This window comes from Micromonospora sp. NPDC005161 (assembly GCF_053599855.1).
The window spans coordinates 45,371-57,954 of record NZ_JBSFYQ010000031.1; the positions used below are offsets into that span (position 1 = coordinate 45,371).

Annotated in this window: 14 protein-coding genes, 1 tRNA gene and 1 pseudogene; 8 read left to right on the plus strand and 8 right to left on the minus strand. The window is 74.4% G+C overall.

The genetic code is table 11. From position 1 onward, the window contains the following. Positions 1–35 precede the first annotated feature (35 nt). The 4 genes from ACWD5O_RS25780 (at position 36) to ACWD5O_RS25795 (ending at position 1,825) form a co-directional block, all read left to right on the plus strand. Positions 36–473 (plus strand): DUF3052 domain-containing protein, encoded by a 438-nt coding sequence (locus tag ACWD5O_RS25780; RefSeq protein ID WP_354965437.1) that lies wholly within the window; start codon positions 36–38, stop codon positions 471–473. A gap of 89 nt (positions 474–562) precedes the next feature. After that, a complete protein-coding gene (locus tag ACWD5O_RS25785) occupies positions 563–1,024 on the plus strand; it encodes a peroxiredoxin (RefSeq protein ID WP_354965436.1) in 462 nt (153 codons plus the stop codon). 88 nt (positions 1,025–1,112) lie between these two features. Then, positions 1,113–1,184: transfer RNA gene (locus ACWD5O_RS25790), tRNA-Val, on the plus strand. A gap of 89 nt (positions 1,185–1,273) precedes the next feature. Beyond that, a complete protein-coding gene (locus ACWD5O_RS25795) occupies positions 1,274–1,825 on the plus strand; it encodes a DinB family protein (protein ID WP_354965435.1) in 552 nt (183 codons plus the stop codon). Between the two features lie 84 nt (positions 1,826–1,909). Here the strand turns inward: ACWD5O_RS25795 and ACWD5O_RS25800 are convergent, their stop codons facing one another. The 5 genes from ACWD5O_RS25800 to ACWD5O_RS25820 form a co-directional block, all read right to left on the minus strand. Further along, positions 1,910–2,782, minus strand: a complete 873-nt coding sequence (locus ACWD5O_RS25800; RefSeq protein WP_354965434.1) for a class I SAM-dependent methyltransferase — start codon at positions 2,780–2,782, stop codon at positions 1,910–1,912. Continuing rightward, positions 2,782–4,164, minus strand: a complete 1,383-nt coding sequence (locus ACWD5O_RS25805) for a hypothetical protein (protein ID WP_450086807.1) — start codon at positions 4,162–4,164, stop codon at positions 2,782–2,784. The genes ACWD5O_RS25800 and ACWD5O_RS25805 overlap by 1 nt, the downstream gene beginning before the upstream one ends. After that, positions 4,161–4,664: a SigE family RNA polymerase sigma factor gene (locus ACWD5O_RS25810; RefSeq protein ID WP_354965432.1), complete on the minus strand. Its 504-nt coding sequence runs from the start codon at positions 4,662–4,664 to the stop codon at positions 4,161–4,163. The genes ACWD5O_RS25805 and ACWD5O_RS25810 overlap by 4 nt, the downstream gene beginning before the upstream one ends. A gap of 88 nt (positions 4,665–4,752) precedes the next feature. Beyond that, complete coding sequence (locus ACWD5O_RS25815) at positions 4,753–5,499, minus strand: SDR family NAD(P)-dependent oxidoreductase (protein ID WP_450086808.1); 747 nt, start codon at positions 5,497–5,499, stop codon at positions 4,753–4,755. Between the two features lie 43 nt (positions 5,500–5,542). After that, positions 5,543–6,190: a Pr6Pr family membrane protein gene (locus ACWD5O_RS25820; RefSeq protein WP_450086809.1), complete on the minus strand. Its 648-nt coding sequence runs from the start codon at positions 6,188–6,190 to the stop codon at positions 5,543–5,545. Between the two features lie 56 nt (positions 6,191–6,246). Between ACWD5O_RS25820 and ACWD5O_RS25825 the strand changes: the two genes are divergently transcribed. Then, on the plus strand, positions 6,247–7,179 hold the full coding sequence (locus ACWD5O_RS25825) for a phosphatidylglycerol lysyltransferase domain-containing protein (RefSeq protein WP_450086810.1): 933 nt from the start codon (positions 6,247–6,249) through the stop codon (positions 7,177–7,179). Here the strand turns inward: ACWD5O_RS25825 and ACWD5O_RS25830 are convergent. Further along, complete coding sequence (locus tag ACWD5O_RS25830) at positions 7,064–8,359, minus strand: glycosyltransferase (protein WP_450086811.1); 1,296 nt, start codon at positions 8,357–8,359, stop codon at positions 7,064–7,066. The genes ACWD5O_RS25825 and ACWD5O_RS25830 overlap by 116 nt on opposite strands. A 244-nt stretch (positions 8,360–8,603) precedes the next feature. On the opposite strand from ACWD5O_RS25830, the gene ACWD5O_RS25835 reads away from it, so the two are divergent. Beyond that, on the plus strand, positions 8,604–9,746 hold the full coding sequence (locus tag ACWD5O_RS25835; RefSeq protein WP_354965427.1) for a polysaccharide pyruvyl transferase family protein: 1,143 nt from the start codon (positions 8,604–8,606) through the stop codon (positions 9,744–9,746). A gap of 9 nt (positions 9,747–9,755) precedes the next feature. On the opposite strand, the gene ACWD5O_RS25840 is transcribed toward ACWD5O_RS25835, so the two are convergent. Further along, positions 9,756–9,962 carry a hypothetical protein gene (locus ACWD5O_RS25840; RefSeq protein ID WP_354965426.1) on the minus strand — a complete coding sequence of 69 codons (207 nt, stop codon included), beginning with the start codon at positions 9,960–9,962 and terminating at the stop codon, positions 9,756–9,758. 82 nt (positions 9,963–10,044) lie between these two features. Between ACWD5O_RS25840 and ACWD5O_RS25845 the strand changes: the two genes are divergently transcribed. Beyond that, the gene (locus ACWD5O_RS25845; protein WP_450086812.1) at positions 10,045–10,566 is read left to right on the plus strand and encodes a DinB family protein; all 522 of its coding nucleotides are present in this window, start codon (positions 10,045–10,047) and stop codon (positions 10,564–10,566) included. A gap of 39 nt (positions 10,567–10,605) precedes the next feature. On the opposite strand, the gene ACWD5O_RS25850 is transcribed toward ACWD5O_RS25845, so the two are convergent. After that, the gene (locus ACWD5O_RS25850; RefSeq protein ID WP_450086813.1) at positions 10,606–11,478 is read right to left on the minus strand and encodes a carbohydrate kinase family protein; all 873 of its coding nucleotides are present in this window, start codon (positions 11,476–11,478) and stop codon (positions 10,606–10,608) included. Between the two features lie 63 nt (positions 11,479–11,541). On the opposite strand from ACWD5O_RS25850, the pseudogene ACWD5O_RS25855 reads away from it, so the two are divergent. Beyond that, positions 11,542–12,538, plus strand: a pseudogene (locus ACWD5O_RS25855) (ATP-dependent helicase); the annotation flags it as partial. Between the last annotated feature and the right edge of the window lie 46 nt (positions 12,539–12,584).

The following is a 12,584-nucleotide window of genomic DNA, read 5'->3' on the forward strand; positions in this document are numbered from 1 at the left end:
CCGCGAGCAGGGACGAGATGAGGAGGCACGCGACAGTGAGCGCGACCGCTGGTCAGGCCGCCGACGGGGTACGCAGCCTGGCGGACCGGTTCGGAATCGAACCGGGGATGGTCGTCATGGAGATGGGGTACGACGACGACGTCGACCAGGATCTCCGGGACGCCCTGACCGACCGCTGTGGAGATCTGGTCGACGAGGACACCGACGAGGTGGTCGACGCGGTGCTGGTCTGGTACCGCGACGGCGACGGTGACCTCTTCGAGCTTCTCGTCGACGCCCTCGGCCCGCTGGCCGACAACGGGGTCGTATGGCTGCTCACGCCGAAGGCCGGGCGTGACGGGCACGTCGAGCCGAGCGAGGTCGCGGAGTCCGCGCCCACCGCCGGCCTTCAGCAGACCTCGACCATCAACGCCGGGCGGGACTGGAGCGGCGCCCGCCTGGTGCTGCGCCGAGGGGCCAAGGCCAAGAAGTAGCCCAACTCGTTCCCCTCGCGCGCCCGGCGGTCCGTGCCACCGGGCGCGGCAGGCTCGTGCCTTCCCCTGACTCGACCCGAGGAGTTCGCATGCCCGTCGAGGTTGGCGCCGAGGCGCCGGACTTCGTGCTGAAGGACCAGAACAACCAGGAGGTCCGGCTCTCGAACTTCCGTGGCCGGCGCACCGTGCTGCTGGTCTTCTACCCGCTCGCCTTCACCGGCACCTGCCAGGGCGAGCTGGCCGAGGTGCGGGACAACCTCGACGAGTACGCCAACGACGACGTCCAGGTGCTGACGGTCAGCGTCGACTCGGTCTACAGCCACAAGGTCTGGGCCGACCGGGAGGGCTACCAGTTCCCCATGCTGGCCGACTTCTGGCCGCACGGCGCCGTCGCCCAGGCGTACGGGGTCTTCAACGACGTGGCCGGCTTCGCCAATCGGGGCACGTTCGTCATCGACAAGACCGGCGTCGTCCGCTTCGCCGAGCTGAACGGTCCCGGTGAGGCTCGCGACCAGCAGGGCTGGCGCAAGGCCATCGCCGCGGCCGCCTGACCACCACCGGACCGGGGTGAGCCGTGCGTCCGGGCCGGCGGCGAGCAGGGTAAGCTTGCCAGCCTCCGGCCCGCCGTACGGGCGTTCCGGGCGCGTAGCTCAGTGGGAGAGCACCCGCCTTACAAGCGGGGGGTCGCAGGTTCGAAACCTGCCGCGCCCACCCCTTCTCGCATCAGCACCAATCCGGGCGGCCGGCCAGTGACCGGCATGGGCAGCGCCCCGCCACGTCGAGCGGTAACGTCCGTCTCCATGACCAACGCGGACGAGCACGGTCACCCCGAACCGCCGATCGCCGGCGACGAGACCGCCACGCTGCTCGGCTCCCTGGACCGCCAGCGTGCCACCCTCGCGTGGAAGACCGGGGGTCTCGACGCCGCCGGCCTACGGGCGACGCTCGGCCCGTCGTCGATCACCCTGGGTGGGCTGCTCAAGCACCTGGCCCTGGTTGAGGACCTCTACTTCTCACTGAAGCTGGCCGGGCGCTCGCCGGGGCCACCGTGGGACACGGTCGACTGGGACGCGAATCCGGGCTGGGACTGGCGTTCGGCCGCCGAGGACACCCCCGAACAGCTCTACACACTCTGGCGGGAGGCGGTGGCCCGCTCCCGCGCCACCGTCGCGGAGCTGCTGGCCAACGCCGGACCGGAGCAGTTAGCCCGGGGCGACTGGCCGGACGGTCAGGCGCCGAGCCTGCGCCGGATCCTGGTCGACCTGATCGAGGAGTACGCCCGGCACGTCGGCCACGCCGACCTGATCCGGGAGTCGGTGGACGGACTCACCGGCGAGGACCCGCCCCGCTGACCACGCCTTCCTCCGTCGCCCACGTCTGCTCGACCTTGTCCGACGACCGGCGGCTCACGCCGGATGGTTCCCGACCTGGGGGCGTCAGGTGCGATCGGCGACCATCACCCGGCTGTGTGCCAGCGACCTGGCGTGGTGGATCGGCGTGTGCAGGGCCCGCGCCGTGTCGAGCAGGTCGTCGTCCCGGGTGACGGTGAAGCCGTGTCGGGCCAGCAGGGCGGCCATGGCGGCGGGCGTCCAGGTCGAGCGCCACGGCTCGTTCGCCCACACGCTCGACCGGCCGGTGGACGCCGTCAGCAGCCGTGCGATGAGGCGGCCCAGGACCACGGACGTTCCGGGCAGCTGGAAGTTGACGATCAGGCGGCTGTTCGGCGCCGAGCAGCTGGCGAGAGCCGTCACCGTGGCGGTCACCTGCACCGTGGTCAGGTATGGCACGACCCCCTCCCAGACCCAGGTCGTCGCCTGGTCGGAACGGTGCCCGGAAGCCGCCAACGCCTCGGCCAGCCGGTCGCGACCGAAGTCCACCGGAACGAACCTCGGCGGGGTGCCGGGCAGGCCTTCGGCGCGCTCGCGCTTGTCGCGCTGGGTGGCCGGCTGGTCGACCTCGAAGACCGTCACCCCGGCGAGTTCCGGCATCCGCCAGGCACGACCGTCCAGCCCCGCGCCGAGGATCACCACCTGTGGGCCGGGGTGGGCGCGTACGGCATCGTCGATGGCGACCGTACGGGGCACGATCAGCTCGGCGTTGGCGCGGACCGTCTCGTAGTCGACCCGCTGCCGCCACGGCCGGGGAGCGACGCCCTCGCGTACCCACTGGACGGCCTCCCGCTCGTCGGGACGCAGCAGGGGCATGGCCGTCGGATCGGCGAAGCGGCCGGGAGCGATCAGCCCGTCGGCGGCCGCGCGACCCTGGCAGACCAGGACCGCCGTGCGACTCGTCCGCGGGGTTGTCGGCATCAGTCGTTCCTCCGTGTCCGCCTGACCCGCCGGTCGTCGAGCCACAGCGCGATCCGCTGACGGCTCGCGTACAGCACGCCCACGGTGACCAGCACCATGATGAGACCGCTCCAGAGCCAGAACCGGCCACCCACGCCGCCGGGTGGCTGCGCGTCGCGGACGCGTCCGCTCCGGACCACCTGGTCCGCGACGTCGACGGCGACCACCTGGTCCGGTGCGGTCAGCACGGTTCGCGGCGCGGTGGCGCCGGGCGTCAGTGCCAGGACCCGCACGGTGCGCACGCGCTGGTCGCTCATGGGCGGGTCGGACTGCTCCTCCAGCGGCAGGTCGGGGGCGAGGGGGTCCGGCTGATAGGCCGCCACCAGCGCCGACCCGTCCGGCGCCCAGCCGAGCAGCCGGATGGCGACGACCCCGGGCACGGCGGGCAGGCGCAGTGGACCGACGTCCCGGCCGCTGGTGGGATCGACCTGGCGCAGGGTCCACTCGGTGGTGTCCGCCCGACGGGCGGCCAGTGTCAGGTTCGTGCCGTCGGGACGCCACGCGCCCTTGCCGGCCAGCCAGGTCCCGTCGGGTAGGGCGAACGAGGAGAGCTCCCGGCCAGCCAGGTCGGTCACGGCGACCGTGCGGCCGTACTGGTAGGCGAGCCGGCCCGGCGCGGCGGCGACGACCGAGCCGACGCGCGCCTCCTGGGCGCCGGCGGCCAGCCTGGTCCAGCGCTCCCCGCCGAGGGTCACCGCACTCAGCACGGAGGTGTAGGTGGCCCCGTCGAACGCGACCGGCACGTCGTCGCGGACCACCAGCGACTGGCCGTCCGCGGACCAGCCGACCGGTATGCTCCAGACACTGCGGTCGACGGTCGACGTCAGCCGTTGGGTCCGGCCGGTGACCAGGTCGATGACCTCGACGCCCGGATCGTCCTGGTCTCCGTCCGGCCGGGCCACGTACCGGCCGTCGGGGGAGAGGTGGACCGACTCGCCGGCCAGCGACTCCCCGCCCATCCGCATGATCCGGTAGCGGTCGGAGTCCGCGTCGACCACGCCGACGACGTTCACGTCGTTCCACCCGTGCAGACGCGGTGCCGGCCCGTCGAAGATGACCGACGCGGGACCGATCCGGGGGCGGTCGGTGACGTGCAGCGTGCCGATCGGCGGCAGGGCGATGTGGTCGGGCAGCGCGGCGTCCGCCGCGGCCGGATCGAGGCCAGGGGTACGGGTCAGCGGCACCACAACGCCGGCCAACGCGAGCACCAACAACGCCGCCGCGCTGGCGGCTACCCTGCGCAGACGGTCGCGGCGCGCGGTGGCGAGCGCCCGCTCGTACACCGGGTAGGTGGGCACGTCTTCGGCGGTGGAGCGGAGCGCGTCGCGGAGTTGGGCGGTCATCGGATGCTCCTCTCCGCGACGGTGTCGACCAGTTCGGGAGCGACCGCTCTGAGCCGCCGTATCGCGTCGTGGGCGTGGCGTTTGACGGTCCCGATGGAACAGCCGAGCATCTCGGCCACCTGAGCCTCGGTGAGGTCCTCGTAGTAGCGCAGCACGATGACGGCCCGTTGGCGGGGAGTGAGGTGACGCAGCGCGGCGGTGAGGGTCAGCCGCAGCGCGGTGGTGTCGCTGTGGTCGGCGCCGGCTTGTTCGGTGGGTTCGGCTTGGAGGCGTTCGGTGAGGCGGCGGCGTCGCCACCAGGAGACCTGCTGGTGGTACATGACGCGGCGGACGTACGCCTCGGGGTCCCCGTCGCGGATCCGCCGCCAGTGCCGGTAGGTGCGGGCCAGGGCGGTCTGCACCAGGTCCTCGGCGAGCTGGTGGTCGCCGGTGAGGAGGTAGGCGGTCCGGGACAGAGCCGGCGAACGGTGCACCACGAACTCGTGGAACGTCTCGGTCATGCCCACCCCTTCGTCAGGAGAGACGCCTCCCGCCCCGGAGATGGTTGAGGCCGGGCGCGCCGGATCGTGCCCGGCGCGCCCGGTGTCCTCAGCTGGTGAAGCCGCCGTCCACGTTGACCACGGCACCGGTCACGTAGTTGGCCTCCGGGCTGGCCAGGTGCGCGATGGTCGCCGCGATGTCGGCGGGGCGAGCGTAGCGGCCGACGGCGGTGAAGCCGGCGATCGCCGCAGCGTTCGGCCCGTCCGCCGGGTTGGCGTCGGTGTCCGTCGGTCCGGGGTTGACCAGGTTGACGGTGATGCCCCGAGGGCCCAGCTCGCGGGCCAGGCCCCGGGTCAGCCCGACCAGGGCGGTCTTGCTCATCGAGTAGAGGGCCAGCCCGGGGAAGACGGCCCGCTCACCGACGTTGCTCCCGATGCTGATGATCCGCCCACCGTCGCCCAGGTGCCGCAGCGCCGCCTGCGCGGCGATGTACGGCGCCCGGACGTTCACCGCGATGGTCTGCTCCAGCTCCGCGGTGCCGAGGTCGTCCATCGCGCCGACCAGGAACACCGCGGCGTTGTTCACCAGGATGTCCAGCCGGCCCAGCTCGGTGGCCGTCCGGTCGACCGCGTCCCGCACTGCGGTCGGGTCGGCGCCGTCGGCCTGGATGGCCAGCGCCCGCCGGCCCAGCGCCTCGATCTGCTTCACCACGCTCGCGGCCTGCTCCGCGTTCTGCCGGTAGGTCAGCGCCACGTCGGCCCCGTCCTCCGCCAGGCGCAGCGCGATGCCCGCTCCGATGCCCCGGGAACCACCGGTCACCAGGGCGACCTTGCCGTCAAATGTCGTCGTCGTCATGCAAACGATCATGTCGCCGGGCCGCCCCTTCGTCTGGCGGCCATCAGACCCCTCGTTCCCATCCCGAGGTCCGTTTCCCGCCATCGCACCGATCGTCCGCCAGCACCCGGTCGGGCCGGGTGAGGCGGACCGCGGTCAGGGCGATCAGGAGCAGGGTCAGGGCGAAGAGCAGCGCGTTGAGGACGACCGTGGGATAGCCGAGTCGGGGTACGTCGAGGAACGGGTAGAGGTACCGGTCGTCGGCCCGGCCGAGGGCGCCGCGGACCAGGATCACCGTCAGCCACACCAGCGGATAGCCGAGCAGGCTGACCGCGTACACCGGACGCAGGGCCGCTCGGGGACGGCGGGTGAGCCACTCCGCGGCGGCCAGCGGCGGCGCGACCGCGTGCAGCAGCAGGTTTCCGGCGTCGGAGACCGGCCCCCGCGCGTCGGTCGTCGCCACCATCGCGTAGCCGCTCCACGGATTCGCCAACACCAGGACGAAGACCAGGGCGGTGCCGACCAGGTAGACGGTGAGCGCGGTGTGCAGCCGGTCGCCGCCGGCCAGCAGCGCCACCAGGTAGGCCAGGTCGACCTGCACCGTGAAGTAGAACAGCAGCTCGACGGGCTCGTCACGCGCGGCGATCACGGAGAGGGCCAGCCCGACGGCGATCACCGCGCCGACGCTGACCCGCAGGACCCGGCCCGACACGCGGTGGACGCTACCATCGCCGCATCGACGGACGCCATGACGAGCAACTGCGCCGGGTGCGGGCGATCCTGGCCGCCGACGTCGACCGGGAGCCGGACTCCGGGCTCGCGCTCCTCGGCGACAAGCGGTTCCACTTCTCGCCGTCCGGGGCCAGCTTCCTGATGTACGGGGTGTGCGGCCGCTCGTGGATCGCGTTCGGGCCGCCGGTGGGGCCGGCCGCCGAGCGGTACGGGCTGCTGGCCGACTTCTGCGCGACTGCCCGGCGGGCTGGCCGGCGCCCGGCGGTTTACCACGTTGGCGCGTCGCTGCTGCCCGAGCTGCGCCGGCTGGGTCTCGCCGTGCATCCGGTGGGGGAGTCGGCGAGCGTACCGCTGGCCGATTTCGCCCTGACCGGGCCGGCGCGTGGGGCGCTGCGCCGCAACTGGCGGCGGCTGGCCCGCCGCGACGACCTGTCGTTCGCGGTGCTGCCCGGTGCCGGCCTGCTCGACGAGCTGCGCCCCGTCTCGGACGCCTGGCTGGCCGGGCGGCCGGACATGTCGTTCTCCCTCGGCGGGTTCGTCCCCGGTTACCTGGCCCGGTTGCCGGTCGCGGTGCTGCGACAGCGCGGCCGGGCGGTGGCCTTCGCCGCGCTCATGCCGACGCCCCAGCGGTGGGGCGTGGACCTGCTGCGGTACCACCCGGACGCACCACCCACCACGATGGACCATCTCCTCGTCGAGGTGCTGCACGAGGCGCGGGACCGGGGGCTGACCAGCGTCGAGCTGGGGCTGGCCCCGCTGTCCGGGCTGACCGGCGCGGACCCGCTGTGCCGGCTGGGCCGGGCGGTGTACGCGCACGGCGAGCGCTGGTACCGCTTCCGGGGGCTGCGCCGGTTCAAGGCGAAGTTCGCGCCGGTCTGGTCCCCGCGTCACCTCGCCGCGCCTCGGGGATGGCAGCTCCCGCTGGTGCTGGCCCAGGTGGGTCGGCTGTCGTCGCGTCCGCTGCGGTGACCGGCCGCAGCGTCGCGTACAGGGCTGCCAGCTCGGCCAGGTAACGCGGCCCGGACCAGGCCGCCACCGCGGCCCGACCGTCCCGGATCACCGCCGCGCGCAGCTCCGGTTCGGTCAGCAGCCGGGTCAGCAACGCCCCGAACGCCGCCGCCGTGGGCTCGGCGACCGGCCGGGTGGTGGCGGCGCCGGGCCGCTCGGCCAGGGCGGCGTCCACCATGGCCAGCGGCAGCCCGTGTGCCTCGGCCTCGGAGAGCGTCAGGCCCTGGGTGTCGGTGGTGGAGGCGAACGCGAGCACGTCCGCCGCCCGGTAGTGCGCGCCCACCCGGTCGTGCGGCACCGGGCGCAGCAGGTGCAGCGCGTCAGCCACGCCGAGCCGGCGGGCCGCCCGGCGGACCGCGAGCCGCTGCCGCCGCGCCCCGAGCAGCACCAGCCGTGCCGCCGGCAGCTCGCGCCGGACCCGGGCGAACGCGGCCAGCAGCAGGTCCGGGTTCTTCTCCGGCGTGGTCCGGCCCACCGCGAGCAGCACCGGCGCGTCCGCCGCGATGCCCAGCCGGGCCCGCACCAGCCGCCGGTCGTTGGCGTCGACACCGGGCGCGGCGACCGGGGTCGGCAGCACCACGATCGGGGTCCGCCCGGCCATCGGGGCCATCAGCGCCGCGGTCTTCGCCGAGGGGGTGATCAGCACGCTGGTGTGCGCCAGCAGGCACCGCCCGAGCGCCGCCAACCGGTCCTGTCGGGCCGGCCCGGGGCGGGCCAGCGCCCACAGGTCCCGGACCCGCCAGCGCAGGCCCAGCCGCAGGCCGGCGTACGCGGCGCCGATCGGCACCTCGGGGTAGTGCGCCGCGTACGCCACCAGGTCGGTGTGCCAGGTGAGCACGGTGGGTACGCCTCGCTCGGCCGCCCAGCGCAGCCCGGCGACGCCGAGCGGGCCGGTGGTGTGGACGTGCACCACGTCGGTCGGCGCGTCCGGCGGCCGGGGCGGCGCCAGCCGGTACGGCCGGGTCGGCACCGGCAGCGAGGGCACCTCACCCGGTTGGCGGCGCCGGCGGAACAGCGGGCCGGGGCAGTGCAGGACGACCCGGTGGCCGGCGGCGCGCAGCAGCGCCACGGTGGTGCCGACCGAGGTGGCCACCCCCTCCGGGTTGGCCAGGTGGCTGTCGCTGACGTGGGCGATCCGCACCCTGCCATTCTCGCCGGGCCGCGCTCATCGGGTCGCCCCGTCGAGCCTGGATCCACAACAGCGAGGCGCAATCCGGCACAGCGGGGCCGGGGGCGCGTGTCGGATGAGCCAGCTCATGGAGGCGGAAATGGGCTGATTCGGGTCGGTGCGGGTGTGCGTACCGGCCCAGCGCAGTCTCCTCGGCAGGACTGTTCACCGGCCCAGCGGGAAACCGCCGGCGGACCGCACCCGGGAGGAGCGACGGATGACGCATGGTGCCGGACTGACCATTGGTGTGCTCGGCTCGTACGGTGGCCGGAACCTCGGCGACGAGGCGATCCTCACCGGCCTGCTCGCCGACCTGCGCGCGCAGGAGCCGAACGCCCGCATCATCGTCTTCTCCCGCCACCCGGAGCACACCCGAATCGCCCACCCCGACGTCGAGGCGGTGCCGTGGGAGGGCGTCAGCCGCACCGACTCCGCCCTGGTCCTGGCCCAGCTCGACCTGCTGATCCTGGGCGGCGGCGGGATCCTCTACGACCGGGAGGCCCGTCGCTACCTGCGGGTGGTCCGGGTCGCCCAGGAACGCGGGCTGCCCCTGATCACGTACGCGGTCGGGGTCGGGCCGCTGAGCGACGCGGTGGACACCGGGATGGTCCGGGAAACGCTCGCCAGCGCGGTCCAGGTGACCGTCCGCGACCAGGAATCCCGGATGGTGCTGGAGGAGGCGGGGCTGCTCAACCCGATCACGGTCACCGCCGACCCGGCGTTCCTGTTGCAGCCGGAGGAGTTCCCGCTCGACCTGCTCCGCGAGGAGGGGGTGCCGGCCGGCAGGCGGCTGGTCGGGATCAGCGTGCGGGAGCCGGGACGGGCCGCCGAACGGCTCGACGTGGACGGCTACCACCGGCTGCTGGCCCAGATCGGCGACTTCCTGGTGAACCGGATCGACGCGTACGTGCTGTTCGTGCCGATGGAACGCGACGACATCCGGCACGCCCACGGGGTGCTGTCCCACATGATCGCCGCCGACCGGGGGCGGATCCTGCACGGCACCTACTCGCCGCAGCAGGTGCTCGGGCTGATGCGCCACTTCGACCTGGCCGTGGGCATGCGCCTGCACTTCCTGATCTTCGCGGCGATGGTCGGCACCCCGTTCCTGCCACTGCCGTACGCCGGCAAGGTCTTCGATCTGGCCCAGCGGCTCGGCGTGCCGGCGCTGCGCGGCGTGGAACGGGAGGTCGAGGGGCCACTACTGGCCGAGGTCGACCGGCTCTGGGACGAGCGGGAGCAGCGCGCCGAGGCCACCGCGCGGCGGGTGGCCGAGGCCTGCGAGCAGGCCCGGGGCACCTCCGACGTCACCCGTGGTGTCCTCGACAGCCTCCGCAGCCAGACCCTCACCCGGGTCTGAGCCGGACGGTCACACCGCCGGACCGGTCCACCGGTAGACCCACTCGCTGGCGTCCTCGCCCGCGGACTGCAGCTCGTAGATCTGCGCCTCGGCCAGCCCGCCGGACCCGAGGTGGTGGTGGGTCATCGGTGGACGGCCGTTGCTGTCCAGCTCGACGGTGACGCTCTCCCCGTCCGCCGTGCCGCCGACGAGGAGGATCTGCACGGATGAGGCCATGCGCCCATCCTGCCCGCCGCGCCGGGACCGCGCAGCGGATAGCGGGGCAGCGGGACGGCTGGCCTGTCGCTAGGGTCGGCGAATGGCGGAGCAGACGATCGATCCGACGCTCGCCCCGGTGCTCGCCCGCACCAGCGATGAGCGCGCCGTTCTGGACTCGTTCCTCGACTTCCACCGTGCCGTGGTGGTGCGCAAGCTGCGCGGCCTCTCCGACGCCGACGCCGGCCGCCGGCTGGTGCCCTCGGCGACCACGCTCGCCGGGCTGGTCAAGCACCTGACCCTGGTCGAGCGGAACTGGTTCCCCACCCTGCTGGCTCCCGAGCCCGGAGACGTCTACCTGACCTCGGAGGAGGACGCGGTGGCGAGCTTCACGCTCGACGCACAGGACACCGTCGTCGGGCTCATCGCGGCGTACGAGCGGGCCTGCGCCCGGTCCCGGGCGGTGGCCGCGAGCTTCGACCTCGACCACGTGGTGCCGCACCCGCAGCTCGGCGAGGTGTCGCTGCGCTGGATCCTGGTGCACATGATCGAGGAGACGGCCCGGCACGCGGGTCACGCCGACATCCTGCGGGAGTTGACCGACGGCGACTCCGGCGCCGTCTGACCCCGCGCACGGTCGCCACGCCGTCAGTGCGCTGTGGCGTCAGTCGGCGGGTAACAAGCCCGGCGGGTACTCCATGCCGTCGTGGGTGCAGGCGGCGGCGGCCACCCGGGCCGCGTACCGAGCCGCGTCCGCCAGCGGCCGGCCGCGCAGCCGACCGGCGATCAGCCCGGCCGCGAAGGCGTCGCCCGCCCCGTTGCTGTCCACCACCGGCCCCGGCGGTGTGGCCGGCGGCACCGGCACCGCCGTTCCGTCGCCCGGGTACAGCTCGGCGCCGTCCGCGCCCCGGGTCACCACCACGGTGCGGGGCGCCAGCCCGCCGGCGAGCGGCACGGCCCGGTCGGCCAGCCGCACCCCGCTGACCAGGATCAGGCCCGCGACCTCGGCGAACGGCCGGTGGTAGGGGTTCGCGCCGTCCCAGTCGTGCAGGTCGGTGGAGAGCGCCACGCCCGCTGGCAGGGCGGCCCGCACCGTGGGTAGCAGCGGCACCATCCAGTCCATGATCGAGAGGTGTACGTGCCGGGCGTTCCGGACCAGCTCGGCCAGCTCCGTCGGCAGGAACGGGGAAGCACCCCGCCACCCACGCGGGTCGTACAGCGACATGCGCCGCCCGCCCGGGTCGACCAGGTTCACCGATCGCCGGGTCCCGGCGGGATCTTCGGCCAGCACCGCCGGCACGCCGGCCCGGGTCAGCGCCGCCCGGACCAGGTCCCCGGCCGGGTCCGCGCCGAGGGTGTCGACCACACGTACCCGCAGGCCGAGTGCCCGCCCGGCGAGCGCCACCCCGGCGCCGGTGTTGCCGATCCGCAGCTCGATCGGCTCGACGATGTGTGAATCGGCGGCCGGTAGCGGCAGCGCGGGCACCCGGACCCGTACGTCCACTCCGAGCCCGCCGATCACCAGCAGGTCGACCATGGCGCCGACGCTAGCTGACCGGCACCGCCTATCCTGGGCGCGGGCGGCGACGAGGGGGAGTACGTGCTGGTCATCCACGGGCTGTGGTTGCCCGGCGACGGCTCGACCGCCGGCCTCGCGGTCTGGGCCGAGGACAGCGCCGCCCCGGCCGCCGCCGCGCCACGCTCCGGCCGGGCGCCCCGCGAGCGCCCGCACCCCTTCGCCGCCGGGCACGCCACCCTGGTCACCGCCCTCGCCGACGCCGCCGAGCCGGCCCGTCCGGACACCGCGCTGCTCACCCTGCCCACCCGGGGCGGCGCGCCGACCGACTCACCGGAGCTGATCCGGACCGCCGTCGCGCCCACGGCCCGGGGAAAGCTCACCCTGGCCGGGTGGCGGGTCCCCGTGCTGGTGTACGCCCCGGACGACGCGCTGCCGCTGCTGCGCGCCCTGGACGAGCTTGCGGTGGTGCCTGGCGCCACCCTGCGTCACCTGGCAGAGCTGGCCGATTTCGCCGCCGACCTGGTGGCCCGGGGCCGTGTCCTGCCCGGCGTCGGCGCGATGCCGGGTGCGGGCGTGGCCGAGTCGGGGGACCGGCCCGCCGGAGCGTCATCGGCGGACGCTGACGTGCAGGTGCCGGCGCGGGCCATCTGGCGACCGCTGCTGACCGGCACCGATGCCGCGTGGGCGCGGTGCCTGGCGCTGGCCCTGCCGCCAGCCGCCCGGGCCGTCACCGTGCCGGCCACCACCGCATCGGCCGCTGCCTCGGACGCGATCGCGCCGGCCGCTCCCGAACCGGACAGCACCGAGTTGACGGCCGGTGCGCTGGTCGCGGACGCGCTCGACGCGCTGACCGACGCGGCCGCGCGGGCCGCCCTGGCGACCACCACGCTGGCCCGGGGGCTGCGGCCGGGCGGCCCGGCGCCGGCGTGGCTGGCGGCGCTCGCCGGCCCCCGTCGCGACTTCACCGTCGATCCGGCGGCGCTGGCCACCCTCCGCGTCGAACTGGACGCCTGGCAGCGCGACGCCGCCGGCGGTCCCGTCCGGGCCAGTTTCCGGCTGGTGGAACCGGCGCCCGACGAGGTCACCGAACCGATCCTGGCCACCCGCCCGGTGCCGGCCGGCAC

What these genes read in the sequence shown, in the direction of transcription:
- ACWD5O_RS25815 (WP_450086808.1), bottom strand. Translation starts at nt 5,499, where the DNA reads ATGACGACGACGACATTTGACGGCAAGGTCGCCCTGGTGACCGGTGGT.
- ACWD5O_RS25785 (WP_354965436.1), top strand. Translation starts at nt 563, where the DNA reads ATGCCCGTCGAGGTTGGCGCCGAGGCGCCGGACTTCGTGCTGAAGGAC.
- ACWD5O_RS25805 (WP_450086807.1), bottom strand. Translation starts at nt 4,164, where the DNA reads ATGACCGCCCAACTCCGCGACGCGCTCCGCTCCACCGCCGAAGACGTG.
- ACWD5O_RS25795 (WP_354965435.1), top strand. Translation starts at nt 1,274, where the DNA reads ATGACCAACGCGGACGAGCACGGTCACCCCGAACCGCCGATCGCCGGC.
- ACWD5O_RS25835 (WP_354965427.1), top strand. Translation starts at nt 8,604, where the DNA reads ATGACGCATGGTGCCGGACTGACCATTGGTGTGCTCGGCTCGTACGGT.
- ACWD5O_RS25810 (WP_354965432.1), bottom strand. Translation starts at nt 4,664, where the DNA reads ATGACCGAGACGTTCCACGAGTTCGTGGTGCACCGTTCGCCGGCTCTG.
- ACWD5O_RS25850 (WP_450086813.1), bottom strand. Translation starts at nt 11,478, where the DNA reads ATGGTCGACCTGCTGGTGATCGGCGGGCTCGGAGTGGACGTACGGGTC.
- ACWD5O_RS25800 (WP_354965434.1), bottom strand. Translation starts at nt 2,782, where the DNA reads ATGCCGACAACCCCGCGGACGAGTCGCACGGCGGTCCTGGTCTGCCAG.
- ACWD5O_RS25840 (WP_354965426.1), bottom strand. Translation starts at nt 9,962, where the DNA reads ATGGCCTCATCCGTGCAGATCCTCCTCGTCGGCGGCACGGCGGACGGG.
- ACWD5O_RS25845 (WP_450086812.1), top strand. Translation starts at nt 10,045, where the DNA reads ATGGCGGAGCAGACGATCGATCCGACGCTCGCCCCGGTGCTCGCCCGC.